This window comes from Arthrobacter sp. zg-Y919, from assembly GCF_030142045.1.
Classification (GTDB): Bacteria; Actinomycetota; Actinomycetes; order Actinomycetales; family Micrococcaceae; genus Arthrobacter_B.
In genome coordinates this window covers 2821351-2847285 of sequence record NZ_CP126242.1, presented here as the reverse complement: position 1 = coordinate 2847285, position 25935 = coordinate 2821351, and the positions used below count along the sequence as shown (strand labels likewise).

Below are 25935 nucleotides of genomic sequence, written 5' to 3'. Positions count from 1 at the left end.
ACTGCTGGCAAGGATTCAGACGCACTTGAGTCGACGGTGCGGCCCGGCCGGAACCTCGACGCGGATCTCGTCGTCGATGTTTACCAGCCCGCCGGCCAGCACGATGCCCATGACTCCCGTCTTGCGCACGACTTTTCCCGCGCTGTCGCGGGGCAGCACCGCTTTGAGCAGCCCGGTTTGGAAGCGGTCGATCTGCCGGCAGGGACTCCGCAGGCCGGTTACCTGCACGACGGCGTCGGGCCCGATGCGCAGGAGTGTTCCTTCGGGCAGGTTCAGGAGGTCGATGCCGCGGGTGGTGATGTTCTCTCCGAGGTCGCCGGGGTGCAGTTCGAAGCCGGCCGGTGCCAGTTCATCGAACAGTTCCGCATGGATGAGGTGCACCTGCCGCAGGTTGGGCTCCGTCGGGTGGAACCGCTTTCTGTACACATGCTGCACGGTGGTGCCGGAATGCGCATCTCCGTCGATGCCGAGCCCTTCCACCAGCAGAACCGATTCCACCCGGTCCTTGCTGAAGTTGTGCCTGCTGCTTCGGCTGACCGAGAGCACTCTCGAATCCGTCGTTAGGGTGCTGCCCGCAGCTTCAGACTCTTGGGCGACACGTTCGGTCGCCGGATTCGCGCTAGATGTCATTTGATGGATCATCCCATGTTTCGAGGAGGCCTCGCCGGCATTTCTTCTGCGGGGTCGTCTCCTAATGCTTGCTCCGATGAACGGGTGAAATCCCCAGCCAGATGCCGATTGCGAGTCTCAATGAGGTTCTGGAGGTAGCGGGCCAGCACCAGCTTCTCGACCACTCTCCCGAGGGGGCCGAACGGCGCCTCGAACTCGATCCGGTCAACCATCGTGGTGCCCTCCGAATCCGCGCTGAACTCGTGGACATGCCGGAACCGCCGGAAGGGGCCTTTGACCTGCTCGTCGACGAAATAGTCCGGCGGGTCCATCTCGGTGATCCGGCTTGTCATCCGCAGCGGCACGCCAAAGTGCCAGGCTCGCCAGGAGACCTCCTCACCTTTTGAGATGAGGCCTGACGTCACGCCGCCCACGGCCTCTTCACGGGACCGCGCCATCGAATCCTTGTGGGCGTCAATGCTCCGCGCACGGTCGAACAGCTCCGGCATGGGAAGGCTTGTCCGGGTGGTGCATTCGAAGTAAACGGTCATGGTCAGAGTATGGCAGTCCGTCCCAGCGGATCATCGGTCCTGCTGCTCGGACTTCGCGGAACTGCATGGCCTTTCCCTGCCACCGCCCGGCGGAACCGTTGGCGGAAGTCAGGTCCGCCTGGGGTAGATTTTCAGGCAGGAATGCTGAGCTAGCGCCTTGGGAAACAGGACAGGTAAATAACAATGTCAGCGAATATCCTCGAGTTTCTCCTCGCGGCATCCATTACGGTTTTTATTGGCGCGATTGCGTGGTGGGCGAGGACGCATCCGAACCGGTCCAGGGAATACCCGGAACGGGTCCGGATGCCCAAAGTGGTGCCGATCTTTGGGTGGGTGGGCGCCGGCGTCGGGGTCCTCATGGGCTCATGGGCCTGGTTCTCGTCAGACGGGCCGCTTGGTGCCCGGATTGCTTCCCTGGCCATGTTGCTGGGCGGGCTGGCCTTCGTGGCGATGTACCGCAACTTCTATGTGGCGCCGCGTCAATATGAGGTCGCCTTCCGCAGCAGCCTCGGCAAGGAACACGTTCTTCCCTACAGCGACATTGCTGACTACCACATGACGGTAATGAGAGGGCAGCGGTTTTTGACGGCTAAGTGGACCAACGGCACCAAACTCAGCCTGAACATCACCGCGTTTGACGTGACACCTTTGCTGCGCGCTATTGACTACCACCGGGCGACTGGCCGCTGGCCGGTCCCGGCCAGCGCTCCGCTCGAAATGCAGCCGGATGGGAACCCCGGGTACAAATGACCAACTCTGATGCCGTCGGCTAAATCACCGAAGTGAACGGGCGTCCGACGACGGGGTCGGCCAGGTCCTCTTCGCGGCAACATGATCGCGTCGTCGCGGGTGATGACGCAGCCGCTGAAGCCTCAGGCGGCCAACCGAAGGTTGATTTGAAGAACACCGCCAGCCACCGGTTCCGCAGTGACTGATGCTAGAGAATCGACGAGGAAGTCGGCATAGGGGCTGAGCTCATAGGCGGTTGATGTTCCCACGATGGCCACTGTTGTGCATCCGGCTGCGCGCGCAGACTCCAGGCCTGCGACTGTGTCCTCGAAAGCCAGTGCGTGGCCGGAGTAGCGTTTGCCTGCCAGATACGCTTCGGGGTCCGGCTTGCCGCGCGCAACGTCATCACCGGTGATGAGCAGGGTCGGCATCGGAAGACCTGCCGCTGCCAGGCGTGCCAGAGCAACCGGCCTGGCAGCAGAGGTGACGATGGACCAGCGATTCGGGGGAAGCCGCGCGAGGAGCTCGGCGGACCCAGGAAGACCTACAACTGGCCCGACCTGAGAACTTTCCAGCTCCTCCAGCCGCCTGACAACAGCGCGAAACCGGTCCGGGACAACAAGTGAACGGACCAGATCAGTTGCGGTCCGCCCATGGAACTCGGCACCGAAAGGCACTGCTATCCCTTCTTCCTCGGCGAGAGTCTTCCATGCAGCTTCGACGGCGGCGATGGAATCGATGAGGGTACCGTCCATGTCGAAGAGCAACTCGTCGACATAGAGGGCGGCAACGGGTGGTCGGGGCCGCCGTGCGTTCCTGACACCGGTCACTGAGCGGACTCTGTCAGTGACGGAATAATCATGGTCTTGATGGCGGTTGGATCCGTCTTCGCCTTCATCAGCGCTTCCTCGACTGCATCGAGTCCGAGGCGCCCTGTCACCAGCGATCGTACTTCAATGGCACCTGTCGAGATGAGTTCGATCGCTGTGGGCCACGTATTCACGTAGCGATAGGTTCCAGTGAGGGTTATCTCGCGGTGCTGGATCATGGCGATTGGAACCAGTAATTCCTCTCCACCCATGCCGACGAGCACCGCTGTCCCGCCAGGCCGGATGGCGGGGAAGGCTGACAGGATGGCGCGGGCGTTTGCGGATGCATCGATATAGACCGTGAAGTGTTTCTCGTACTTCTCCAGTCCATCAGTAGTCGGGTCAAGCACGCTGCTGGCACCATGGGCAGCCACGTATTCCCGCCGATGCTGGATTGGATCACTGATAACGACTTCAGTGGCACCGAAAGCGCGTGCCACTTGCGCGCATAGGGCTCCGATGGGCCCGGCGCCGGTGATCAGGACTTTGGATCCAGCCGTGACGTTACCGCGGCGGCAGGCGTGGATGGCCACGGACACCGGCTCTACCAGCGCAGCCTCTTCCGCAGTCATTGTGGAGGGGACGGCATGAGCGAAATCATCGTCGATGAGCGCGTACTCGGAAAACGACCCATCCACTGGGTAAGCGCCGTAGAAGCGCATATCGGTGCAGAGGTGATAGCTGCCTTCCTTGCAGAAGTCACACCTGCGGCAGGGCGTCTGGGGTTCTATGGCTACTTGGGTACCAATGCGTTGCGGGTCGACGCCCTCGCCTACCGCGACTATCTCACCGGCAGTTTCGTGTCCCAGGACCACGGGGCCGTGAACTACGAGATCGCCGATTGCGCCGGTTTCGTAGAAGTGCGTGTCCGACCCGCACACGCCGATTGCGGTAACGCGCATTAGGACCTGGCCTGACTGAGGTTGCGGCAGATCGACGCGTTGGAGCTGGATGTTTTTGGGCTCAGTCAGGACGCTCGCGAGCATGGTGGAAGGGGTGGCCATGAGAACTCCTAGAGGTGTGTGGTTGGGTCCCTAGCCCTTGACGGTGCCGGCGGTCAGGCCGTCGACGACCCAGCGCAGAGAGAGGAGGGCGAAGAGGATGCCCGGGATCAGCGAGATGATGGTCGCCGCTGCCATGGGCCCCCAATCGATTGATTGGAAGGAAATGTACTGCTGGATGCCCGTGGTGATGACCTGGGTATCTCTCCCGCTGAGGACGAGTGGGAGGGTGTAGCTGTTCCATGCCCAGATGAAGGACAGCATGAGGCTGGCTCCCAGACCAGGCGCGATTAGGCGGAGAAGTACGTGTCGGAAGGCAGTCCACCGGGTCCCGCCATCGACGGCCACCGCCTCTTCCAGCTCCCGCGGCAAGTCTTCGATGAAGGATCGCAGCATCCATACGAGCATCGGCAGCGTCACCAGCTGATAGGCAAGGATCAGCCCCAGATAGGTGTCGTTCAGATTGCTCTTCTGATAGATCAGGTAGAGCGGAAGGATGATCAGCAGTTCAGGGGCGAATCGCAGGGAGAGGATGCCGAAGGCGATGGACTCTCCACCCTTGAATTTGAACCGGGCCAGCGCGTAGGCAGTGGGCAATCCGATGAACAAGGTCAGCACCAGGGCACCAATGGTGACGATCAGAGAGTTCAAGAACGGGGACAAAAACTCGGGCCCGCTCAATACTTCGGCGTAATTCGCCAGGGTTGGTAGGAAGAAAAACTTTGGTGGGTTGGAGATGATGTCTTCCGGGGTTTTCAGGGACATCATGAAAATCCACACGATAGGTGCCAGCGCAAACAGTGTCCATGCGCTCAAGAGGGCAATGACCGCCCCGTGCTTAAAGCTCTTTTTGCGTCGGCGGCGCTTGCTGGCGTTTTCGTGCGCACTAGAAGTGCTCTGCGGTGGAGCGGTCGGCTCAAGCGTGGTGCTCATGCCATGGCCTCCTTACGGCGGGCCTTCAGGAGCAGGAAGGAAATGAGGTAGCACAGCGCCCACAAGACCATCAGTGAGGCCATGGCCATACCGAAGTTGAGATTACGAATTCCGTCGAGGTACGCGAGCACATGCAGATTGGTGGTTGCATCGACTGGTCCACCTTGAGTAGTGGTGTAAATGATGTCGAACATTTTCAGCGAGTCGATGCCGCGAAAGGTGATGATGACAATCAGGACCGGCATGAGCATGGGCAGAGTCACCGAGACGAAGTTTCGGATCGGTCCGGCCCCGTCAACGGCGGAAGCCTCTCGCAGTTCCGACGGGATGCTCTTGAGCCCCGCCTGTGCCAGCAGGACGACGAACGGCGTGTAGATCCAGACGTCGATCAGGATTACTGACCAGAGCGCGCTATCGGGCCCGCTGAGCCACAAAAGCCTCTGGCTTCCGAGTGCTTCCAAGAACCAGTTGACCACACCGTTTTCTGTCAACATGACGTTCCACATAAGCGCAGCGATAACGGGAGGCAGCAACAACGGCAGAACGATTAGCAGTCTAAAGGCGTTGCCGTACCTGCCGTAGTTCAAAAGCATCGCGAGCCCAATCCCAAGGACGCATTCGGCTACTACCACGACGAAGGCATAGGTGAGCGTGACGCCGATTGCATGTTGTCCTTCGCCGGTCGAGAACAGCGATACGAAGTTCTGACCCCAGTTGAACTCGGGATCTCCCCTGTTGAGCCGGTAGGAGTTAAATGACCACCAGGCACCAGTCAGGAACGGGTAAAGCATGGCGACGAAGATCGCGATCCCAGGTAGGGCCAAGAGATATGGCAGAGCTGGCTTGTTTTTCATTGGAGCTTTCTTCGGGTCGGGCCGGGGCCGACGCAGGGGCGCCGGCCCCGGCAGGCGCCTTACTTGATGGCCGCGTCTATCTTCGTTGCCGCATCGTCGAGCGCGTCCTCTACGCTGGTTTCACCGAGGACTGCCGACTGAATCGCCGTCGCCCAGAGGTCGCCCACCTCGGGCCAAGTAGACGACGGCGCATACTGCCACGCGGCGTGTTCGGCGAGAATCTCCTGCCAAACTGCGTTGTAGTCGTCCCATCCTTCGGTTGCGGCAGCCATTTCCGGGCTTTCCGCTACAGAGACGCGCGTGGGGTTCATGTTTCCGTCGCCGATGGCCTGCGTAAGCATCTCCTTGGACGTAGCCCACTGAATAAACTGCCATGCGGCTCCCTTCTCCTCGGAAGCAGCGTTCATGCCCAGCGACCACAGCCACAAGCTGGATGCGCGCCCCTCGGGCCCTGCAGGGGGAAGCTCGTAGCCGACCTTGCCGGCGATGGCGCTGCCTTCGCGCTCGAAGTCCGGTGCCATGTGGTCAGCATCGATGTAGAAGGCGGCATTGCCGGCGATGAAGTCCTGCTGTGCTTCGTACCAGGTGTAACTGCTCGCCGCCTCCGGCGCGGTACCCATAAGTTCGACCCACTTCTTAGTGGCTTCGATGCCTTCGGGTGAATTGACGGTGGCGACTCCATCGGTGATGTCCTTCACCCCGTATGCTCCCGCGAAAGTGGAGAAAGGGTTCAGAGTGGGGTACGTCTTGTCTCCGCGGCTGACAAACCCGGAAATCTCCTTGCCTTCAAATTCGCTTCCGTCGAGCTTCTTCGCGGCCGCTATCAACTCATCGATCGTCTGTGGCACCTCAATGCCTGCCGCCTCCAAGATGTCCTTGCGGTAGAAGAGTGCGTACCCTTCCTCGTTGGCGGGGATCGCCCAGAGGCTTCCCTCCCCGGCACCGCCGAAATCCGTGGTGTCCCACCGTTCGGCCTCGATGAGGGCGGGGTAGAAGTCGTCAAAGTCGTAATCTGGCGCGGTCTGCTTCTCGTCGTCCACCCAGGGTTGCAGATCCTCGATCCATCCTGATGCCGCATATTGGTAGTTCATCGGCTGGGACGTCATGAACACGTCGTAAGACCCGGACTCTGACTGCAGCTCGGTCAACGTTTTGACCATGTAGTCGGTTTCGGACAGTGTCTCGATGGACACCTTGATGCCGGTTTTCTCTTCGAATTCGGGAAGGTTCTTTTTAATGGAGGCGGAAAGCGGGTGCTCGCTCATGAGGAGATTAAGTTCGCGTCCCTCGAAGTTTCGCCAGTCAAACGACTCGACCTCAGCCTCTGCCGAAGGTCCCTCACTGGCGGCACACCCTGTCAGGAGCGCACCGGCTGCGATTGAGGCAATCGCAGCGCGCGTTATAAGGCCGAAGTTTCCTGTGTGATTTTTCATCGACTGTGTCCTTTGGCTTGGTGTGATCCCTCGTGCGACGCGTCGCCGTCGATGCGTCGGGGACCAAACTGGTGTAATGCTAATCACACTTACTCAGATGAGCCGGAAGGATGCTCGAATGAGCAGACCACTCTCTATCGAAGAACAGGTGCGCTACGTTTATGCAGCGCTCCAGCATCTGCAACACGATCGCTCGACCATCGACATCGCCGAGGAGCTGGGGGTCTCACGGTTCACGGTGGGCAGAATGGTCCAACGTGCCAGAGACGCGGGCCTGGTTGAAGTACGAGCACGGATGCGTGATCCGATTGATCCTGAGTTATCGCGGCGGTTGGCAGCACGTTTCGGGCTGTCTTCTGCCCTTGTACTGGTGGCACCTGTATACGACGCCGAACAGACACGATCTGTGATCGCATCCGTTACCGCCAAACTATTTATGGAACTCGTGGAGGAGGACCAAGTGGTTGGGTTGGGTTCGGGACGAACGATTATCGAAATGTGCAGACAGGTGCGCGACGTCCCCACGTGCGACGTTGTGCAGCTGACAGGTACGGCAACGAATGACGTGGGGGAGAGCCTGCAGGCCATTACGTCGTTGAGCAGTGTGGCGAGCGGGAAAATGTATGCGCTTCACGCGCCCATGGTGGCAACAAATAGGGCAGCAGGAAGCATCATCGCGACGCAGCCTGCAGTAAAAGAGTCCCTACACCGCATGGGCCGGCTCGACATGGCCGTGCTGACTATCGGGGGATGGCCTGACAGCTCTTTGCTTGCGGATCAAGCCCGCCTGCTTGGAGAGCTCGAGGGACTGTTGCGATCTGGCGTGGTGGCCGAAGTCGGCACCACGTTATTGGATGCCGACGGCAAGGAAGTACCTGGGTTTGATGGACGTATCACCGGAATCTCAAAGGATCAGCTGGTGAAGATTCCTCAGAAAATACTGATCGGAGGTGGTCCAGGCAAGGAACGCGCAGTGGTTGCGACGCTTAAATCCGGGCTTGCTGACGTACTCATCACTGATGTCCGCACGGCGCAGTTTGCACTCGATCAGGACGAAAAAAGTAAAGCGTGACTGCTCATCGGGGGTACTGAAGATTTTCTGGCGAAACTAGCGGTTGGGTCGACTCAACGAGGAGTGAACCATGGCAGCAATAGCCGTAGATGCGGGCACCACCATGATCAAGGCCGTCGGTTATGACGACGAAGGAAGGGAGATGGTCGTCGCACGCCTCCCCGCGGCCGTCAACAGACCGCATCCCGGCTGGGTTGAACAGGACATGGGCGTCGTCTGGGACGCAGTGTCCCAATGCATCAGAAACGTCGCTGCCCAGCTCCCAACACGCGTCGACTTCCTCGCGGTCACCGGACAAGGCGATGGCAGTTGGCTTATCGACGAGAACGGGGAGCCAACGGGGCCGGCCATTCTCTGGAATGACGGGCGAGCCGGTGACATCGTCGAAGCTTGGCGGCGGGAAGGAACGTTGGAGCGTGCCTTCATTAAGAATGGGTCGTTAACATTCGCGGGACTTCCGAACGCCATCCTGACCTGGCTCGGAAAGAACGATCCCGGCCGGCTTAGGGCGTCGACGTCGTCACTGACGTGCGATGGCTGGCTGTTCTTCAAATTGACGGGTATCCGCGCAGTCGACGGCTCCGACGGAGCGGCACCCTTCATGGATATACGCACCCGCGAGTACTCCGCGGAAGTCTTCGAGGCGTATGAGATGCCATGGGCGAAAGACCTCATGCCTGCCATCCTCAGCGACACCGATCGTTCTCGCCCCCTCAGCGCCGACGTCGCGGCCGGCCTGGGACTGTCACCATCGATCCCGGTGATCATGGCGTCCTATGACATTGCAGCGACATCCATTGGAGCTGGCGCGATCCTTCCCGGACAGGCGTGCTGCATCCTCGGAACAACCCTGTGCACGGAAGTGGTCACTGACGGGATTGATACCGGGGGAGAGCCGGCCGGGCTCACCGTGGGGCTGGGAGTCGAGGGGCGTTACCTAAGGGCGTTGCCTACTCTGGCTGGCGGAGAAGTCATTCAGTGGGCTTGCTCAGTGCTCAACTGCAGCACCCCGGTGGAATTCACCGAGTTGGCGTATCACAGCCCCCGCGGTGCTAATGGGCTTATTTTCCTTCCCTATCTCTCGCCGGCGGGGGAACGAGCGCCCTTCCTCGACTTATCCGCCCGAGGCAGCTTCTTCGGTTTGTCCCTTGAGCACCGGCGCGAAGACGTCGCACGCGCAGTCCTCGAAGGACTCACCTTCGTTATTCGGGACTGTCTTGAGGCCGCCGGGCCCGCTCCTGCCGAGCTGCGTGTCTGTGGTGGAGGCGCCGACAACACGCGTTGGCTTCAACTGATCGCCGACATGACCGGGGTGCCTGTTCGCAAACTCAGCGATACAGAGGTCGGCGCTCGTGGCGCCTACCTTCTCGGTCTCACCAGCACTAGGGCAGCATCCACTATCGAGGCAGCAGTCGGCGCACATGTGCGGATCAGCACGAGTTTCGACCCGTCACCTGAGACTGCACGTTTCTACGACCGGCTGTACCGGAACTTCCTCGAGTTGCGTGAAAGTGCCCGAGGTACCTGGCCGCTACTGGTGCGCATGCGCGAGCAATCGGTGCCCCTATGACTGCCTCCACCGTCGACGCTTGGCTCGGGATCGACCTCGGTACGCAGAGTGTGCGGGCCTGCGCAGTGGCCGACGACGGCGAAATCCTCGCCACCGCTTCGTCACCGCTGAACAGCCGCCGTAACGGGAACCGCCACGAACAAGATCCCGAGCAATGGTGGGAAGCCGCTACGGCTGCCATCAGGCGGGTCCTTGCCTCGACTAATGCCATGATCCACGGTGTCTGCGTTGACGGAACATCCGGCACCATTTTGTTGGCCGACGCCAGCGGCAAGCCACTAACCCGGGGACTGATGTATGACGATGGCCGCGCGACTGAGGTTCTTCACCTTGTCAATGCGAAAGGCCAGGGCCACTGGGCGAAGCTAGGCTACCAGCGGATGCAGGCCACTTGGGCCCTTCCGAAACTCGCGTGGCTGCAGGCAAACCAGCCCGAAATTCTGAGCCGTCTCGACACGAGGCTGATGCACCAAACCGACTTCATCAACAGCCGGCTTGCGGGCCGACTGGTTGCCTCCGACTTCAGCAGCGCTCTCAAGTCCGGTGCTGATCTCATTAGTGAGACCTGGCCTACGTCGGTCTTCGAAAACCTGGCAATCTCACCCAGTATCCTTCCACCCCTTGTCAGGTCCGGAACGCTACTGGCAACTCTGGGAGCAGACGCCGCCGCGTCGACGGGTCTTCCCTACGGAACACCGATAGTCGCTGGGGCCACAGACGGATGCGCTGCCCAGCTGGGCGCCGGAGCAGTGACACCCGGTGATTGGAATTCCGTCGTCGGAACAACGCTCGTCCTCAAGGGCGTGTCCGAAACCATCATCGAAGACCCCCTCGGCGTGGTCTATTCCCATAAAGGCCCCGACGGCCAATGGCTCCCCGGAGGTGCCTCCAGTTCGGGGGCCGGGGTCATCAGCCGTGATTTTCCGGCCAGCGACCTCGCAAGACTCGAACATGCAGCCCAACCGTTTCATCCTGGCGTCACAACCACCTACCCGCTCGTTTCCAATGGTGAGCGATTTCCTTTCAATGCGCCGGATGCACACGGGTTCACCATCGGCACGCCCACCACTGCAGCGGAGCGCTACGCCGCAGTACTCCAAGGCCTCGCCTTCGTCGAACGGCTGTGCTTTGACTACCTCGACTACCTCGGGGCGGACACTTCCGGACGACTACTGTTCACCGGCGGAGCAACGAAAAGCTCTTACTGGTCCCAGCTACGGGCTGACGTTCTCGGCAGGAACATTCACCTGCCCCATAGTGCGGAACCGGCGTTAGGTGCTGCCGTTCTCGCTGCCGCAGGAGTTTCGGGATGCACCACTGCCGAGATGGCCGGCCGCATGGTGCGGGTTACGAAGACCATTGCACCGCGAACAGACTACATCGGCCGCTTTGCGGCGCCTTATCTGGTCTTTTTGGCCTCGCTGGAGAACCGCGGGTGGCTCGACAGCGGTGTCGCAGCACATGCAAGGAGAGCTTTATGACTACCTTCTTTTTGGTCCGCCACGGAGAAACGGTCTGGCATGCGGAGAACCGCTACGCGGGGCTGACAGACGTAGCGCTTACGCCGCACGGACTCAACCAGGGCGACCGGCTCGCCGCGTGGGCAGCGACGGCGTCCCTGACGGGAGTGTGGTCCTCCCCGCTCAGCCGGGCGGAATTCACAGCACGGAAGGCCGCAACCGCTGCGTCCCTTCCGCTCAACACGGACGCCCGGCTCGCCGAGCTTGATTTCGGCGAGGGAGAGGGACTAACTAAGGCCGAGATGCAGGAGCGATTCCCCGAGTCCTTGGCTGCGTTCGAAAAGGATCCGGTGGTGCACCACCTTCCCGGCGGAGAAGATCCAACTCGCGCTGCGTCCCGGTTCTGCGAGATTCTCGGGGGGATCAGCGCCGGGTCCCCTGCAGGCCGTGTCCTCGTCGTCGCGCACTCCACCGTCCTCCGACTCGCCCTGGCCACCTACCTGGGCATCAACACATCCAACTATCGGCGGGTTTTCCCAGAGTTGAAAAACTGCTCGCTGACCGAACTCAGGCTAAACAACGGACAACCCGCCCTTTTGAGGTACAACGCTGATGCCGTAGCCAAACCTGTCTGCAACTCCTCCAATTAAGGACGCTTCATGAATATGCGCATTCTGGCCGCTGGTGATCACTTCGTGACTGCCAGCCTGCTCGTCGACGCCATCAATCGTCAGATTCCGGCCGGAGTTACCTTGAGCGAACTAACACTTCCTTGGCCGGTGCAACCCTTCGGCCGGGTCGGAGAGGTGGATGAGGCCTCCGGTACTGAGGACGAGTTGATCCAGGCGCTGCAGGGAGTAGAGATATGTGTAACCCAAATGGCTCCACTAACGGAGAAGGTGCTCTCAGCCTGTCCCGACCTGCGTCTCTTCTGCATCGGCAGAGGGGGGCCCGTCAACGCCAATCTTGAGGCCGCAACCCGGCACGGAGTAGCCATAACGTACGCCCCGGGGCGGAACTCCACTGCCACCGCGGAACATACGGTTGCAATGATGCTCGCTGCGGCACGCCGGATCCCGTCGACCCACGGCGATCTCCTGGGAGGGCAGTGGCGCGGCGACTACTACATGTATGACCGTGTTGGGCCTGAACTTGAGGGAAGCATCGTCGGACTGATCGGCTACGGCGCCATCGGCCGGAAAGTGGCCCGCATCCTCGGAGGATTCGGTGCTGATGTCCTCGTCTACGACCCCTACGTCCGTCAGGAAGACGTCGGCTCTGCGCAACTTGTGGATCTGCCTGAACTGCTCAGACGGTCCCGGATTGTGTCCCTCCACGCCCGCGCAACGGAAGAGACTGCGGGCATGATTGGAGCTGCGGAAATTGCATCCATGCCGGCAGGTTCCATACTGGTGAACTGCGCTCGGGGAGCACTCCTCGACTACGATGCCGCGCTGGACGCTCTGGAGCGCGGCCAGCTCTTCGGAGCTGCCTTTGACGTATTCCCCGAAGAGCCGATCTCCGGCGACTCACGGCTCCTCACCACGGCCGGGGTCGTTATGACCCCACATCTGGCGGGCTCAAGCAAGGAAACTGCCCGGAACGCGGCAGAAATCATCGCTGCTGAAGTCGGGCGGTACATCCGCGGCGAAGCATTGCGCTACCGGGCAAATCCTTTCAGTTCGGTTGCTCCCTCGTAGGAGTGGCGTGGGCCTCACTCGACGAGGCGGGCGCGTCGGGTGCTTCGTTGGGAGCCAGCTCCGGGTAGTCCGTGTAGCCGGCGGCACCGTCGGTGTAGACGGTAGCCTGGTCGATCTCGTTCAGCGGGTGGTCTTCCTGCCAGCGGCGGGCGAGGTCCGGGTTGGCGATCACGGGGCGGCCGACGACGGCGGCGTCGGCCAGGTCCTCCTCGAGCAGCATGACGGCGTCGCTGCGGGTGGTGACCGAGCCGAAGCCGGTGTTCAGCAGCACCGGGCCGCCGAAGCGGTGGCGCAGGCCCTGGATCAGCTCGTCGGCCGGATCGGCGTGCAGGATGGACAGGTAGGCGGGCTTCAGGTCGGCGATGCCGTCCACCAGGGCGGTGTAGGTGGCGGTCACGTCGGCGCGGTCGGTTTCCAGCACACCCTGGATGTTGTGTTCCGGGGAGATGCGGATGCCGGTGTGCTCGGCGCCGACGGCCTCGGCCACGGCGCGGAAGGTCTCGATGACCATCCGGGCGCGGTTCTCCGGGGAGCCGCCGTAGTTGTCGGTGCGGGTCAGCCGGAATAGGTTGTTGCTAGGGCCCGATCGTCAGGGGCGGATGGCGCCGTCGGCCAGTTCAAACAGGGTGACCGCAGGCGTGCGTCCGACCACCTTAGGAGTGCTCGTTCGCGAGCTTCCCCAAGACATGAGGTTGTTCGAGGGTGGCTTCGGTTGTTCCAGTGTTCCGCGGCCGGCGGAAGCCGACCACCACCAGGTAGATCCCCAGCGAGGCCTCCCAGATGATCTCGGGAAGGGTGGCCAGGGCAGAGGGAACCGAGGACTGCCCATAGGCTCCGAAGAGCACGGCAATACCGGACATCGACATCAGCGGACCGCCAATCAGACCGAACAATGCCATCGGCCGCGGCACCAGATGCGAGCGGTACATCAGGAAGCCGAGCAGTAGTCCGTTCCCGATCCCGACCACAAAGCCCGGGCCCAGCAGGAATGTCCAGCCATGCACTGCCACCAGTGCCCGGGCCACGGGCAGGTACTCAGCGGCGTCGGCACCGGCGGTCTGCCGCAGCGTCACCACGGTGAGCACGCTGAGGATGCCGACGGCAATGAATGTGCATTCCACAATCCGGGCCGCGAGATAGCCAACCGCGGCGGTCTCGCTGTAGCGGCGGAGGACGGGAAACAATACGACGGCGGTGCCGATGTTCGTGATGATCAGCACCAGTTCGCAGACCGCGCCGAGCAGTATCCGGGTGTCCGCACCGGGCCCCGTGAGGTAGTTCGGGTCGGTGAGCAGCGGTGCGTACAGTGCGGCCCCGGCGATGGCCGAGACAAAGGTGAGGAGGAAAAGGATCCCGGCGGTCCGGGCGGTCCGGTTGGAGGCTTGCATGGTGCTCCCTGTCGGCCAAAGGTGTACTTCGTACACCACATGCGATGAACGTAGGTGTATGACGTACACTCTGTCAAGCATCAATTCCCAGGAAGGTGGCCGCTTTGCCGCAGGAACCCAAGGACCGGCAGCAGCCGCCCGTGTCCCGACCGCGCCTGAACCGGGAAGCCGTACTCCGCGCCGGCGTCGAACTGGCTGACCAGGTGGGTATCGAGGGTTTCACCATGCGCACCCTCTCCCAGGAACTCGGTGTGGTTCCCATGGCGCTGTATAAGCACGTGGCCAATAAGCAGGAACTGCTCGAGGGCATGGTGGATCTCGTCTGGAGCGAGGTCACGGAGCCTGACGCCGGGCACGGCTGGAAGCAGGCCATGCGGGACCGTGCCGTCTCCCTCCGGGCCGCACTGGTCCGGCACCGCTGGGCGGTGGGGCGGATGGAAGCAGCAGGACGCCCGGGCCCGGAGAGCCTGCGCCAACACAACACGCTGCTGGGCTGCTTAAGGGAGAACGGTTTTTCCTTCCGGACCACCGTCCACGTCACCAGCCTGCTGGACGCCTACGTGTACGGCTTCGCGCTGCAGCAGGAGACCCTGTCCTTCGAGACCCCGGAAGAGTCGGCCGAGGCCGCCGCTGCCACCCGCGATGCTGAGTCGGCGGAGGCTGCTGCCCGGTATCCGTACCTGCTCGAAGTGGTGGAGGAGCTAGCCAAGGAGGGCTACGACTACGACACCGAGTTCGCCGTCGGGCTGGACGTTCTGCTGGATGGCATCGAGGTTCTGCGGGGTTCCTGGCGCGACGGCTAGGTGCGGCCACACGGCGAGCTCGGGCACGGGGTCCTGGAGGGTGGCGTAGCTCGGCGGGGGATTCTAGCTCCGGCGCGCGGCCTGCACAACGACGTCGGGCAGGGTGACGGTCTGTCCGTCCGGCGCCGTGACGGTGCGGAACTGCGTGTCGGCGGACCTAATGGTCCATTCCACCGGAGCCAGCAGTGCCGCAACGTCGGCAACGGTGACGGTGGCTTCGCCGGGCGGCGTCGAGTTCGACGCCGGGGGTCCGGCCGTGCCGCACGAGGATTACTGTTGCCATTCCTCCAGCCTAGCCGCGGGGTCCGACGGCGCGGCGGACGGGGCCTGGTAGCAGCGCGGCATAGCTCTGTTCCTTCTTGGTTGCTGTCGCCGTTCTAGGTAATGCCTGGTGGCCGATTCTAGGTGCTCGCCACCGACGCGAGAGCGCCGACGCCGGTGGGAGTCTGGCAACGTCGCCGTGAACGGGTATCCGATCCCGGCACAGCCGCGGCCCAGGGGCGGAGCTCCACCGGCTGGGGCGTTCATGTCATTGGGCACACTACCGAGAGGGAAGACCATGGCGTTTATCAGCGTCGGATCAGAGAACAGCACGCCAATCGAGTTGTATTACGAGGACCAGGGTGCGGGGCAGCCTGTCGTCCTGATTCACGGGTATCCATTGAACGGACACAGCTGGGAGCATCAGGCACGGGAGCTCCTGGCCAGCGGGTACCGGGTCATCACCTACGACCGGCGCGGCTTCGGCCAGTCATCGAAGGTCAGTGTCGGCTACGACTACGACACCTTTGCCGCCGACCTGAGCATCCTGCTGGAGGCCCTGGATCTGCAGGACGTCGTCCTGGTGGGCTTCTCGATGGGGACCGGCGAGCTCGCTCGCTATGTCGCCAAGTATGGCCACGAGCGGGTGGCCAAGCTTGCATTCCTCGCCTCGCTGGAGCCCTTCCTTGTTGCGCGTGAAGACAACCCCGAGGGCGTGCCGCGGGCGGTGTTCGATGGAATTGAAGCTGCGGCCAGGAGCGACCGGTACGCCTGGTACACGCAGTTCTTCTCAGACTTCTACAACCTCAACGAGAACCTCGGTACCCGGGTCAGCCAGGAGGCGGTGAGCGGCAGCTGGAACACCGCAATCTCCAGCGCCCCGGTGGCGGCCTACGCCGTCGTCTCTTCGTGGATCGAGGATTTTCGGCGTGATGTCGAAGCAGTGCGCCGGAGCGGGAAGCCGGTGTTGATCCTGCACGGCACTGCCGACCGTATCCTGCCCATCGACAACACGGCCCGCCGGTTCTCCCGGTCACTGCCCGCTGCTCACTACGTCGAGGTGGAGGGCGCCCCTCACGGGTTGCTCTGGACGCATGCCGACGACGTCAATGACGCCCTGCGCACCTTCCTAGGTTCGCCCCGCGACGGCTCCGCCACCGCTGAACCGGGCCATCTCGCCACACACAACACGAAAGTAGAGGCCAGCCATGGGTCCTAATGAGAATGTCATCAACCAGGTATCCACACTCCGCGATACCGATCACGACACCAGCCGCGCCGGGGGAGACATCCCGGCTGGCACCCCGTACCACCGGGTGCTCGACCGGAAAACCAAAGGACGCGGAATACCGCGTGGCATTCTTGCCATCGTGCTTCTTTTTGGAGGATTGCTGGGATTTGGTGCCGTCGCCGCGCAGATCAGTGGACAGATTGATCTCTTGCTTGGCCGAGACAGCATTGTCACTGGCGGCACGGAATTCACGACCGTTACGCTGGCTGGTACCTTCGCCTCGAGCGCGCTACTCATTCCGTGGAGCATGCTCATCCAGCGCTGGCTCTACGGTGTCAAGGGGCGCACGATGCATTCCGTTACCGGAGTGTTCCGAGCGGCAGTGCTGGGTCGGGCAGTACTCGTTCTTGTGCCCGTCTGGGCCGTTTATATGACCGTCCTGACTATTCTTCAGCCTTCCGTAATGACCGACTGGGCCGTAGGCGACCTCCTCTTCATGTTCGTGGTCACGGTCTTGATCGTGCCGCTGCAGACCGCGGGCGAAGAGTACGGGTTCAGGGGGCTGATCTTTCGCGTGGCTGCTAGCTGGGGGAGAAGCCCTCGCTCAGCCCTGGCCTTGGGGGTGGTCGTCTCTTCGGTGCTGTTCGCGACGATCCACCTGTCCACCGACCTTTGGCTCAATCTTCAGTTCTTGGCCGTGGGCATCACCTTCGCGCTGATCACATGGCGTACGGGTGGTCTTGAGACGTCAGTCGTGCTGCACGCGGCCAATAATTCTCTTGGCCTGATGTTGGCACTTGCGCTTCACGCCGACCTCAATGCGACGACAGATCGCTCTTCCGGGGTGGGTTCCATGGCTTTCCTTATCCCCGTGGTCCTGTTGGCGGTAATCACAGGGGTGATCTGGTACCGCACGCGGCATACCGGGCCTGTGCTCACCCCGGCACCTTGATACAGCGTTAGTTCCCCGCGCCAGAGCGACAGGCGCAGGGCAGCAATCCTGATTAGGAGCAGTGTTATGACTGACCGTATGAAAGCAGTTGTGCTCGCCCGCTTCGGTGGAGCCGGTGGTCGTCAGCCATGCGGCTTCCCGACCCCCAATCGGTTTCTGTCTTATCTATCTATCGCGAGCATAGCAACGGAAGTGCGGGAGTCCCGCACTGCGGTTGGCCAGTCTGCCCTTGGTTCGTGCCGCGTCAACGGCGTGATTCCCCCGCACCGACGGAACGGCAGGCCTCCCGCATCGTGCGGAAGGCCTGCCGTCGTCGTTCGGTCGGGCTAGGAAACTGGAGCCAGCTCCGGGTAGTCCGTGTAGCCGGCGGCACCGTCGGTGTAGACGGTGGCCTGGTCGATCTCGTTCAGCGGGTGGTCCTCCTGCCAGCGGCGGGCCAGGTCCGGGTTGGCGATCACGGGACGGCCGACGACGGCGGCGTCGGCCAGGTTCTCTTCGAGCAGCATGACGGCGTCGTCGCGGGTGGTGACCGAGCCGAAGCCGGTGTTCATCAGCACCGGTCCGCCGAACCGGTGGCGCAGGCCCTGGACCATCTCGTCGGCCGGATCGGCGTGCAGGATGCTCAGGTACGCCGGCTTCAGATCGGCGATGCCGTCCACCAGGGCGGTGTAGGTGGCGGTCACGTCGGCGCGGTCGGTTTCCAGCACGCCCTGGATGTTGTGCTCCGGGGAGATGCGGATGCCGGTGTGCTCGGCGCCGATGGCCTCGGCCACGGCACGGAACGCCTCGATGACCAGGCGGGCACGATTCTCCGGCGATCCGCCGTAGTTGTCGGTGCGCGTGTTGGAGACGGGGGAGAGGAATTCCTGCAGCAGGTACCCGTTGGCACCGTGCAGCTCCACGCCGTCGAACCCTGCCTTCATGGCATTCCGCGCGGCGGAGACGAAGTCCTGCACGACGCCGGGGAGTTCGGCTTCGGTGAGGGCGTGCGGCACGGGGAAGGGCTGTTTGCCGTCGTAGGTGTGTGCCATGCCTTCAACCGCGATGGCGCTGGGGGCGACGACGGGGCGGCCGCCGTTGATGTTCTCGTGCGCGACGCGTCCGGAGTGCATCAGCTGGGCGACGATCCGGCCGCCGGCGGCGTGCACGGCGTCGGTGACGCGCTTCCAGCCGGCGACGTGTTCCTCGGTGACCAGGCCGGGCATCAGGGCGTTGCCCTGGCCGGTGAAGGAGGGGTAGATGCCGTCAGTGATGATCAGGCCCATGGATGCGCGCTGGCGGTAGTGCTCGACCATGATGTCGGTGGGCACGCCGTTGCGGTCGGCGCGTACGCGGGACATCGGTGCCATGACGAGGCGGTTGGGCAGTTCCATGGCGCCGACGGTGAGGGGGGTAAAGAGTTTCAAGTGGTTCTTTCTGTTGCGCGCCCGCAGGAAGGTTCCATTGAGCTGAAGTTTGTCTATCCAGCGACAACCACGTGAAAGGCCTTGCCTATTCCGAGGCAAGGTCAATGTCACACACCGCGTTGACTGGCGACCGGGAACCGAAGTCCCTAGGTGAGGACTCGCGAGGGCCGAGCCGTTGTCTTGACCGCAGCGCAGCAATTGGAGATTTTGCAACAAAGACCGCACACGGAGACTATCGGGTCCGGCGGCGATATCGGTGCGATGAAGCCACCCATGACTTTGCGACTAGATCTCACACCTTGTTATTAGCTGGGTGACTGGCCTTTATCGACCTAACGCAGTGTGCAGGTTCAAAATGTGGTTCAACCGGTTAGACTGTCTGACTTATTACACTTAATCGCGTATTCGTCGTGTTCACCTGCATCAGAGTCATGGGGGAAGAGTGACCGAAACATCTCAGGTAGTTGCTGTGGACGGAACCACGGTTGCTATTCCGCCGGAAATTCTCGGACAAATCACTGACGCAGCCGGAAGCCGAGTGGTCTTAGTCGTCGGTGCAGGCGTTTCGATGGAGCAACCGACAGGATTTGAGAGTGGTTCGCACTACTCGAGGGAGGCTCATCGGCGGCTCGTTGCTGACGGTCTGCTGAAGCGAGGAGACTGTAATGACCCGGACGACCTCTCTGTCCTCGCCGATGTAGTGTACGCAAAGCACGGGTCCCAGGTTCCACTGACCAGTCGGTTGCCCAAGGATTCGTGGAGGACCGCAAGACCCAATGTGGGTCATCTAATCGCGGCCGCTCTGCTTATTGAGGGGGCTCTCCGTCATGTAATTTCCCTAAACTATGACCTTGCCTTTCAGAATGCACTTACCGAACTAGGAAATAGGTCCGAAGTCACCTTTGTCGAGGGGCCCGACGAGCATGCGAAGTTGAGTGCTCATTCTATTATCTACCTCCACCGCAGCGTCAATCAAAATGAAGAAGACTGGGTGCTGCGGAAGAACGACTTAGACACTGAGTGGCGAGATAAATGGGAGAGCGTTATCGCGGCTGCAAATCTCTCCGCTCCTATTGTTATTTTCGTTGGTCTAGGCAGTCCCGCCAATGTCCTAACGGAGAGCGTTGCACGCCTCACGACGAAAGCTAACTCTTCATACTTCTTGGTGGATCGAAATCAGGAGTCAAAATTCTCTGAGGCGCTGGGTGTGAACCTCACTGGCTCTGTTGGGCTCTACTGGGGTGAATTCATGCAGAAGCTCGCCGAGCGAGTAACCACGGAACATCTGCATCATCTAACCGAGGCGCACGAGCAACTCGCAAAAGATGAACCCAGCATGGCCTCTTTGCAGACGCGGAGTGTCACTGCTCCCCTCGAAAATATTGACTTGTTGAAACTTGGCAGCGCGCGCTCCACGTGGCTGCTGGAGACCAGCAAGTACACAGCGGAAGGCGATTCTGCGCGGCGCCAACACATCGCGCATCTTCTATTGGGCCTGGACAGGTTGAAGACAGCCTTAAGTGCAACGTCAGTCGAGCTTGATGACCATGGCAGGTTTAAAGTGAACCCCGCCCACGGCGCTCCCATGGTCGTCGGTATGGCACATGGCAAGGGTCTGAACTCCTGGGCGGGGATCAGCACCAAGGTCCGCAACCGTAACGAGGGTCTGGCCCCCCAGAATCGTACCGGCATAGTCATGGTTGCGGGGGCAACTAATTCAAACGTGGATTTGTCTGGGGTGGATGACTTGATAAGAGCGAGCAATTCCGGTGACCTTATTAGAGGAGCGGATACACTCTTTCCCTTGTTCGTTGATGAATTCCTTCACGCCCCACTCAGCGAAGTCGCGGCTACTATTGACGGGATCATGCGATGACTAACAAGGTCGTTACTAACGAGTCTCTACTTGCTGAGATTACGCGATTGTTTACCGAATCAAATATGGTTCGTGTAGACCCAATGCGATACCTAGAGACATGGCCAAAGGGGTCCGCAGCCTTTGAAGATGAGTATTCAATAATAGCCATTTGGGCCTTCGACTCAGTCCCAAGCCTCGTCAGCAACTGGGGACGTGCCCAGGATGCGGTCATCGAATTCCTTGGGGCGACCATAGTAAACACTGATCCCAAGTCGTGGGATGGCTACTTGGTGTTGGTCGCACTGGATGGTATTCCGGATGACCTCGTAGCTGATGTCGCGCGCATTCGGTCGGATACGAGACGGGTTCGTAAGCTAATTATTACGGGCGACGATCTTCCCCGAAGTGTCTCCGATGCCTTGGAAGTAACACCTCATATTCGCCGAGCCCTAGCACCTGTCCTTGACCTAAATGTTGATCCAGGTAACGGTCGGTTAGACCCGCTTGACTTACTCTCCAGTCGTTTATCGTCGTACCCCAATGCAGTTGCATATATTCCTGCAATGGTTGACGCCTTCGAATCAGGAATGTCAACACTTGAGGTTCTCCACAGACTCCTCGGTGCTTCACACGAAACGGAGTTCAGAGCATGAGGCTGAAAGAAATCGTAATCGTCGGATTTGGTGGAGTCGCGAGTGAGATTCGCGTTGACCTTGATGCCGACGTCGTAATAGTTGTCGGCGCAAATGGATACGGGAAGACAACGATTTGCAACGCGATAGCGTGGGTTCTTTCTGGAAAGAGTCCGGGGAGCCAAGGACCCCAAAACCTGTACACAAAGTCGGGCACGACGTCCGTAGAACTAAAAGTAGATTTTGATGGAGAATCTGCGAGTGTGGTTAGATCTGTCGACAACCCCGATGAATCGGATCCGCGCAAGCAGAAATGTCCCCTTCGCGTACGTCTCGACAATAGGGTTTGGCGCGGTCAAGAGGCGGAAGGCTGGTTGCGTCGACAACTCGCTGGAAGCGAATCGGACGAAGATTTTGAAACGGTCGTTAATTCATTTATAGATTCTATTTACCTCCGCCAAGAATCTTTGAGGGAGTTCTTGACGGTACGGGAAGACACGGAGCGCTTTGATGCCGTCGCAAGAATGGTTGGAGCCGGGCGGCTACGTGAATTCGCGGACGGATTGCAGTCTCAAAAAGTTGCTTGGGTAAAGGCTAGCAACCAAGCAGACACCGCATTGGCTGATGAGCGGGGAAAACTCGAGGACTTGAAAGCGAGCCTTGAGATACTTGAATCCGAAATTGCAAGCGCAGACAGACCTGAGGTGCAAGCGCATTGGCGAGATTGGCTCAAGGAGGTTCGAGCTCTGGACCTAAGAGGGTTATCTGATCTCGGTGACGCGGAGCTCACCGAGGAATCGTTAAGCAGACTGCGAACCAGTCTTTCCCGTGATCGTAGCGAGGTCGAACAGAAGGTGTCCGCCCTCACCGCCATCCAGGGCGAGCTCAGTGTTCCACTTCCGGATTATCCTGATGACTCAACGATGGAGAATATCGCCGCTGAGATAATAGCGATTTCCATGCAAAAAGACGAGGCTGAGACTCAGGCAGCTGCCCTCCAGGAGGCGGTAATAGAGGCAGAAGACGTTTTGAGGCGAGCGGAGTCGCTGCGGGAAGACATGGCAAACATGGCCAACATTCTGTTGCGGCATGTCTCCGACCACTGTGCGGCGTGTGGGCAATCCGTAGCAGCAGAGCGGTATCGCGCCCGCCTCGAGCTAATGGCTGCTGACTCGGAAGACGTGAGACTCAGGACGAGCGTAAACCGCGAACGAGTGCAGTTGGACTCAGCGAAGCAGCGAGTGCGCGAAGCCGACCTCTTGCTCCGTCAGCTTACAGACGATCAACGGGGGATTCGGGAACGTAGGGCCGCCGCACTCGCTGCCCGGCAGCATCGTGAGGAGCGCCTTCGTGAGGTCTTGAGGACTGCCGGAGTTGATACTGTGCAGGCCTTGGATGTCACCAGCGGGCTAGACCGAATTCGAATGGAACTGGAGTATCTAACCCTTCGTAGGGATCAGATCAGGCGCGCGTCTGAAGCTGGTGGACAATTCGAGGCTGTTGCTGCGCTTCGAACGACTAAGTCGCGTCGAGATCGGATTATGGCTGAAGCATCCGAAATCCGCCACACCTTGGATGCTAAGGAAAGCGACATCGCCGCTCGACGGCATACCAACGATGTTGCGGCCTCTTTGCTTGAACTGGTTAAAGCTGATGCTGACAAGTTCGTCTCTGAGAGGTTGTCCCAGCTCCAGCCGCTCCTTGGTCAGTTCTATTCAGCCATCGATCCACATCCGACGTTCCGATCAGTAGGAATAACGACCCGCAGTTTTAGGGGGAAGCACCGTCTAACGCCGGTGCTTCGCGACGAGGAATCGAAGATCGATGTTGGGGCTCCTGGGGAAACGCTGTCCACGTCCCAAGCTAATGCTCTTGCAGTTTCGATATTTCTGGCTTTCAACTTGGGGTTCTCGCCGGCACATATGAAAGCCTTGGTCTTGGATGACCCCTTACAGAACCTCGACGACGTCCACCTGCTCGGATTGGTTGATTTGCTTCGTAAAATTCTTCCTTTCCGCCAGTTGGTTGTAACGACACATGATCATGCTTTCGCTTCACTACTCGCCCGAAAGCTTCGGCCTATAGCTCCCGGGGCCAGGACAACATACGTATCCTTCACAAAGTGGGACCGTAACGGACCCGGAGTTGAGCAGTGGGATGTCCCTGGCGAAGCCCGACCCATTAAATTCGTCGGTTCGGGACTTCATTCAGTGAATGTGCACAACGTATCTTTCAAGCGGTAGGGATGTGATGCGGGAGAAACCATCTGGGTCGGTCTTACGGCTTTCTACGAGGGAGTGCCCCGGGCTTCCCCGGGGTTCTGCGTCAGCCTTATATGTCTTTCAAGACCCCTTGACGTGACTTACACCACATGTCACTCTCATCATATACGATTTCGTACTTGATCCAGGAGAGACATGGGCAACGACGCCACCACGGACACGCTGAAGCAGGCCGGCAAGGTCATCGCCGTCCACATCAACTACCCCTCGCGGGCGGCAGAACGCGGACGCACCCCGGAACAGCCCTCCTACTTCCTCAAGCCCAGCTCCTCCCTGGCCCTAACCGGCGGCGCCGTCGAGCGCCCGGCCGGCTGCGAACTGCTCGGCTTCGAAGGTGAAATCGCCCTGGTCATCGGCAAGACCGCCCGCCGCGTCACCGTCGAAGACGCGTGGAGCTACGTCGGGGGAGTGACCGCCAGCAACGACCTGGGCGTGTACGACCTGCGCTGGGCAGACAAGGGCTCCAACCTCCGCTCCAAGGGTGGCGACGGCTTCACCCCCGTGGGCCCCGCGATCCTCAACGCGGCCGACGTCGACCCCGCCGCCCTGCGCGTCCGCACCTGGGTCAACGGCGAACTCGCGCAGGATGACACCACCGCGGACCTGCTCTTCCCCTTCGCCCAGCTGGTGGCCGACCTCTCCCAGCTGCTCACCCTGGAACCGGGCGACCTGATCCTCACCGGCACTCCCGCCGGCGCCTCCGTGGCCGTCCCCGGCGACCGCCTCGAAGTCGAAGTCGACGTGCCCGGCACCGATAAGACCACCGGCCGCCTTGCCACTACCGTCACCGACGGCATCACGCCGCTGGCCTCCTTCGGCGCGCAGCCTCGGATTGACGACAAGCAGCGCGAGGAAGCCTGGGGGTCCGCGGAAAAGGCCGGCCTCGCCCCGCACGCCACCGAGGACCAGCAGAAAACCCTGACCCCGGAGCTCAAGGCTCGGCTGGAATCCGTCGCCACCGCCACCCTGTCCTCGCAGATGCGCGCCCGCGGCCTGAACAACGTCTCCATCGACGGCCTCACCGGCACCCGCCCCGGCCGCAAGGTGGTCGGCACCGCCCGCACCCTGCGCTTCGTCCCCGATCGCGAGGACCTCTTCAAGTCCCACGGCGGCGGCTACAACGCGCAGAAACGCGCTATCGACTCCGTGGGCGAGGGCGAAATCCTGGTCATGGAAGCCCGCGGCGAAAAGGGCACCGGCACCCTGGGCGACATCCTCGCCCTGCGCGCCAAGCACAACGGCGCCGCAGCCATCATCACCGACGGCGGCGTCCGCGACTACTCCACCGTGGCCGGCATCGACCTGCCCGTCTACTGCGCCAACCCGCACCCCGCCGTCCTCGGCCGCAAGCACGTCCCTTGGGACACCGACCTCACCATCGCCTGCGGCGGCGCCACCGTGCAGCCCGGCGACATCATCGTGGCCGACGACGACGGTATCCTCGTCATCCCGCCGGCCATGGCCGAGGAGTTGGTGGAGGCGTGTCTGAAGCAGGAACACCAGGAAGAGTTCATCGCAGAAATGGTTCGGGCCGGCCACGGCGTGGACGGGCTCTACCCGATGAACGCCGCCTGGAAGGAAAAGTACGAGGCCTGGGCAGCGGAACAGGCATGAGCAGCGTGACCGGCCCCGCCAGCAGCACCGCCGCCAGCACCGCCACGGGCACCGGGTCCAAGTCCGAGCAGGCCTACCAGCAAATCAAGGACCGCATCCTCGGCGGCGAACTCGTCCCCGGCTACCGCCTGGTACTCAGCGGCATCGCCACCGAGATGGGCTTCAGCGTGGTCCCCGTCCGCGAAGCTATCCGCCGGCTCGAAGCAGAAGGACTGGTGCACTTCGTCCGCAACGTCGGCGCCACGGTGGCCGGCATCGACCCGGACCTGTACCTGCACACCATGCAGACCCTCAGCATCATCGAAGGTGCCGCCACCGCCCTGGCCGCCCCGGACATCAGCGCCGAGGAACTGGCTAAGGCCCGGGAACTGAACAACCAGATGCGCGAGGTCCTGGGCAACTTCGACCCGGTCCGCTTCACCGCCCTCAACACCGAGTTACATGCCCTGCTCTACGCCCGCTGCCCCAATCCGCACATCCTGGACCTGGTCCACCGCGGCTGGAACCGGCTGGGCCGCATGCGCTCCTCCGTCTTCCGCTACGTCCCGGACCGGGCGCACGCCTCGGTCGCGGAACACGACCACCTGCTGGACCTGATCGAGACACACGCCGTAGCGGCCGACGTCGAGCACGCCGCCCGCGCGCACCGCACCAACACCCTGAACGCCTTCCTGGCCCAGAGCCACCAGCCGCCCTCGCCGATCTAGAACTTCCAAGACTTCACCGA

23 protein-coding genes and 1 pseudogene are annotated in these 25935 nt (G+C 61.3%); 14 read left to right on the top strand and 10 right to left on the bottom strand.

The window, feature by feature from the left end; translation table 11 throughout:
• Positions 1-15: 15 nt before the first annotated feature.
• Together QNO10_RS13435 and QNO10_RS13430 are read right to left on the bottom strand one after the other, a co-directional pair.
• Complete coding sequence (locus tag QNO10_RS13435) at positions 16-630, bottom strand: MOSC domain-containing protein (RefSeq protein ID WP_229946348.1); 615 nt, start codon at positions 628-630, stop codon at positions 16-18.
• An 8-nt stretch (positions 631-638) separates the two neighbouring features.
• Positions 639-1160, bottom strand: coding sequence for an SRPBCC family protein (locus QNO10_RS13430; protein WP_229946351.1), 522 nt, complete (start codon positions 1158-1160; stop codon positions 639-641).
• A gap of 183 nt (positions 1161-1343) precedes the next feature.
• On the opposite strand from QNO10_RS13430, the gene QNO10_RS13425 reads away from it, so the two are divergent.
• On the top strand, positions 1344-1910 hold the full coding sequence (locus QNO10_RS13425; protein WP_229946354.1) for a DUF4282 domain-containing protein: 567 nt from the start codon (positions 1344-1346) through the stop codon (positions 1908-1910).
• A gap of 122 nt (positions 1911-2032) precedes the next feature.
• Here the strand turns inward: QNO10_RS13425 and QNO10_RS13420 are convergent, their stop codons facing one another.
• From QNO10_RS13420 to QNO10_RS13400, 5 genes are read right to left on the bottom strand one after another with little or no spacing between them, the layout of a single operon-like run.
• Positions 2033-2719, bottom strand: coding sequence for an HAD-IA family hydrolase (locus tag QNO10_RS13420; RefSeq protein ID WP_229946357.1), 687 nt, complete (start codon positions 2717-2719; stop codon positions 2033-2035).
• Positions 2716-3762, bottom strand: a complete 1047-nt coding sequence (locus tag QNO10_RS13415) for an NAD(P)-dependent alcohol dehydrogenase (RefSeq protein ID WP_229946359.1) — start codon at positions 3760-3762, stop codon at positions 2716-2718. Before QNO10_RS13415 ends, QNO10_RS13420 begins: the two co-directional genes overlap by 4 nt.
• A gap of 30 nt (positions 3763-3792) precedes the next feature.
• Positions 3793-4692 (bottom strand): carbohydrate ABC transporter permease, encoded by a 900-nt coding sequence (locus QNO10_RS13410; protein ID WP_229946362.1) that lies wholly within the window; start codon positions 4690-4692, stop codon positions 3793-3795.
• Positions 4689-5546, bottom strand: coding sequence for a carbohydrate ABC transporter permease (locus QNO10_RS13405; protein WP_229946364.1), 858 nt, complete (start codon positions 5544-5546; stop codon positions 4689-4691). Before QNO10_RS13405 ends, QNO10_RS13410 begins: the two co-directional genes overlap by 4 nt.
• A 59-nt stretch (positions 5547-5605) precedes the next feature.
• On the bottom strand, positions 5606-6979 hold the full coding sequence (locus QNO10_RS13400) for an ABC transporter substrate-binding protein (protein ID WP_229946366.1): 1374 nt from the start codon (positions 6977-6979) through the stop codon (positions 5606-5608).
• A gap of 118 nt (positions 6980-7097) precedes the next feature.
• Here QNO10_RS13400 and QNO10_RS13395 point away from each other — a divergent pair, with 118 nt between their 5' ends.
• From QNO10_RS13395 to QNO10_RS13375, 5 genes are all read left to right on the top strand, one after another.
• Positions 7098-8051, top strand: a complete 954-nt coding sequence (locus tag QNO10_RS13395) for a sugar-binding transcriptional regulator (RefSeq protein ID WP_229946368.1) — start codon at positions 7098-7100, stop codon at positions 8049-8051.
• Positions 8052-8121: 70 nt separating this feature from the next.
• Entirely contained in the window at positions 8122-9621 is a 1500-nt protein-coding gene (locus tag QNO10_RS13390) for an FGGY-family carbohydrate kinase (RefSeq protein WP_229946370.1), read from the top strand.
• The gene (locus QNO10_RS13385; protein WP_229946373.1) at positions 9618-11102 is read left to right on the top strand and encodes an FGGY-family carbohydrate kinase; all 1485 of its coding nucleotides are present in this window, start codon (positions 9618-9620) and stop codon (positions 11100-11102) included. Before QNO10_RS13390 ends, QNO10_RS13385 begins: the two co-directional genes overlap by 4 nt.
• Positions 11099-11731: a histidine phosphatase family protein gene (locus tag QNO10_RS13380; protein WP_229946375.1), complete on the top strand. Its 633-nt coding sequence runs from the start codon at positions 11099-11101 to the stop codon at positions 11729-11731. The genes QNO10_RS13385 and QNO10_RS13380 overlap by 4 nt, the downstream gene beginning before the upstream one ends.
• Before the next feature lie 9 nt (positions 11732-11740).
• The gene (locus QNO10_RS13375; protein ID WP_229946377.1) at positions 11741-12781 is read left to right on the top strand and encodes a 2-hydroxyacid dehydrogenase; all 1041 of its coding nucleotides are present in this window, start codon (positions 11741-11743) and stop codon (positions 12779-12781) included.
• 61 nt (positions 12782-12842) lie between these two features.
• Here the strand turns inward: QNO10_RS13375 and QNO10_RS13370 are convergent.
• A pseudogene (locus QNO10_RS13370) lies at positions 12843-13334 on the bottom strand (oxidoreductase); the annotation flags it as partial.
• Between the two features lie 100 nt (positions 13335-13434).
• A complete protein-coding gene (locus QNO10_RS13365; RefSeq protein WP_229946380.1) occupies positions 13435-14169 on the bottom strand; it encodes a DUF4386 domain-containing protein in 735 nt (244 codons plus the stop codon).
• 104 nt (positions 14170-14273) lie between these two features.
• Here QNO10_RS13365 and QNO10_RS13360 point away from each other — a divergent pair, with 104 nt between their 5' ends.
• The 4 genes from QNO10_RS13360 (at position 14274) to QNO10_RS13345 (ending at position 17416) form a co-directional block, all read left to right on the top strand.
• Positions 14274-14972, top strand: coding sequence for a TetR/AcrR family transcriptional regulator C-terminal domain-containing protein (locus tag QNO10_RS13360; RefSeq protein ID WP_229946382.1), 699 nt, complete (start codon positions 14274-14276; stop codon positions 14970-14972).
• Positions 14973-15117: 145 nt separating this feature from the next.
• Positions 15118-15306 (top strand): hypothetical protein, encoded by a 189-nt coding sequence (locus tag QNO10_RS13355; protein ID WP_229946384.1) that lies wholly within the window; start codon positions 15118-15120, stop codon positions 15304-15306.
• Positions 15307-15531: 225 nt separating this feature from the next.
• Positions 15532-16452, top strand: coding sequence for an alpha/beta fold hydrolase (locus tag QNO10_RS13350; protein ID WP_229946386.1), 921 nt, complete (start codon positions 15532-15534; stop codon positions 16450-16452).
• The gene (locus QNO10_RS13345; protein ID WP_229946387.1) at positions 16442-17416 is read left to right on the top strand and encodes a CPBP family intramembrane glutamic endopeptidase; all 975 of its coding nucleotides are present in this window, start codon (positions 16442-16444) and stop codon (positions 17414-17416) included. Before QNO10_RS13350 ends, QNO10_RS13345 begins: the two co-directional genes overlap by 11 nt.
• A gap of 326 nt (positions 17417-17742) precedes the next feature.
• Here the strand turns inward: QNO10_RS13345 and QNO10_RS13340 are convergent, their stop codons facing one another.
• Positions 17743-18822 (bottom strand): alkene reductase, encoded by a 1080-nt coding sequence (locus QNO10_RS13340; RefSeq protein WP_269437779.1) that lies wholly within the window; start codon positions 18820-18822, stop codon positions 17743-17745.
• 931 nt (positions 18823-19753) lie between these two features.
• On the opposite strand from QNO10_RS13340, the gene QNO10_RS13335 reads away from it, so the two are divergent.
• The 4 genes from QNO10_RS13335 (at position 19754) to QNO10_RS13320 (ending at position 25915) form a co-directional block, all read left to right on the top strand.
• The gene (locus QNO10_RS13335) at positions 19754-20698 is read left to right on the top strand and encodes a hypothetical protein (protein WP_229946390.1); all 945 of its coding nucleotides are present in this window, start codon (positions 19754-19756) and stop codon (positions 20696-20698) included.
• A 631-nt stretch (positions 20699-21329) separates the two neighbouring features.
• A complete protein-coding gene (locus tag QNO10_RS13330; protein WP_229946397.1) occupies positions 21330-23555 on the top strand; it encodes an AAA family ATPase in 2226 nt (741 codons plus the stop codon).
• Positions 23556-23729: 174 nt separating this feature from the next.
• Positions 23730-25208 (top strand): fumarylacetoacetate hydrolase family protein, encoded by a 1479-nt coding sequence (locus tag QNO10_RS13325; protein WP_229946398.1) that lies wholly within the window; start codon positions 23730-23732, stop codon positions 25206-25208.
• Positions 25205-25915 carry a GntR family transcriptional regulator gene (locus QNO10_RS13320; protein ID WP_229946401.1) on the top strand — a complete coding sequence of 237 codons (711 nt, stop codon included), beginning with the start codon at positions 25205-25207 and terminating at the stop codon, positions 25913-25915. The genes QNO10_RS13325 and QNO10_RS13320 overlap by 4 nt, the downstream gene beginning before the upstream one ends.
• Positions 25916-25935 lie beyond the last annotated feature (20 nt).

Bases quoted from the DNA above. Each gene is read 5' to 3' on its own strand.
- QNO10_RS13330 (WP_229946397.1), top strand. From the start codon at position 21,330: ATGAGGCTGAAAGAAATCGTAATCGTCGGATTTGGTGGAGTCGCGAGT.
- QNO10_RS13380 (WP_229946375.1), top strand. From the start codon at position 11,099: ATGACTACCTTCTTTTTGGTCCGCCACGGAGAAACGGTCTGGCATGCG.
- QNO10_RS13405 (WP_229946364.1), bottom strand. From the start codon at position 5,546: ATGAAAAACAAGCCAGCTCTGCCATATCTCTTGGCCCTACCTGGGATC.
- QNO10_RS13325 (WP_229946398.1), top strand. From the start codon at position 23,730: ATGGGCAACGACGCCACCACGGACACGCTGAAGCAGGCCGGCAAGGTC.
- QNO10_RS13365 (WP_229946380.1), bottom strand. From the start codon at position 14,169: ATGCAAGCCTCCAACCGGACCGCCCGGACCGCCGGGATCCTTTTCCTC.
- QNO10_RS13415 (WP_229946359.1), bottom strand. From the start codon at position 3,762: ATGGCCACCCCTTCCACCATGCTCGCGAGCGTCCTGACTGAGCCCAAA.
- QNO10_RS13345 (WP_229946387.1), top strand. From the start codon at position 16,442: ATGGGTCCTAATGAGAATGTCATCAACCAGGTATCCACACTCCGCGAT.
- QNO10_RS13430 (WP_229946351.1), bottom strand. From the start codon at position 1,160: ATGACCGTTTACTTCGAATGCACCACCCGGACAAGCCTTCCCATGCCG.
- QNO10_RS13425 (WP_229946354.1), top strand. From the start codon at position 1,344: ATGTCAGCGAATATCCTCGAGTTTCTCCTCGCGGCATCCATTACGGTT.
- QNO10_RS13400 (WP_229946366.1), bottom strand. From the start codon at position 6,979: ATGAAAAATCACACAGGAAACTTCGGCCTTATAACGCGCGCTGCGATT.
- QNO10_RS13385 (WP_229946373.1), top strand. From the start codon at position 9,618: ATGACTGCCTCCACCGTCGACGCTTGGCTCGGGATCGACCTCGGTACG.
- QNO10_RS13395 (WP_229946368.1), top strand. From the start codon at position 7,098: ATGAGCAGACCACTCTCTATCGAAGAACAGGTGCGCTACGTTTATGCA.
- QNO10_RS13390 (WP_229946370.1), top strand. From the start codon at position 8,122: ATGGCAGCAATAGCCGTAGATGCGGGCACCACCATGATCAAGGCCGTC.
- QNO10_RS13320 (WP_229946401.1), top strand. From the start codon at position 25,205: ATGAGCAGCGTGACCGGCCCCGCCAGCAGCACCGCCGCCAGCACCGCC.
- QNO10_RS13435 (WP_229946348.1), bottom strand. From the start codon at position 630: ATGACATCTAGCGCGAATCCGGCGACCGAACGTGTCGCCCAAGAGTCT.
- QNO10_RS13410 (WP_229946362.1), bottom strand. From the start codon at position 4,692: ATGAGCACCACGCTTGAGCCGACCGCTCCACCGCAGAGCACTTCTAGT.
- QNO10_RS13350 (WP_229946386.1), top strand. From the start codon at position 15,532: ATGGCGTTTATCAGCGTCGGATCAGAGAACAGCACGCCAATCGAGTTG.
- QNO10_RS13375 (WP_229946377.1), top strand. From the start codon at position 11,741: ATGAATATGCGCATTCTGGCCGCTGGTGATCACTTCGTGACTGCCAGC.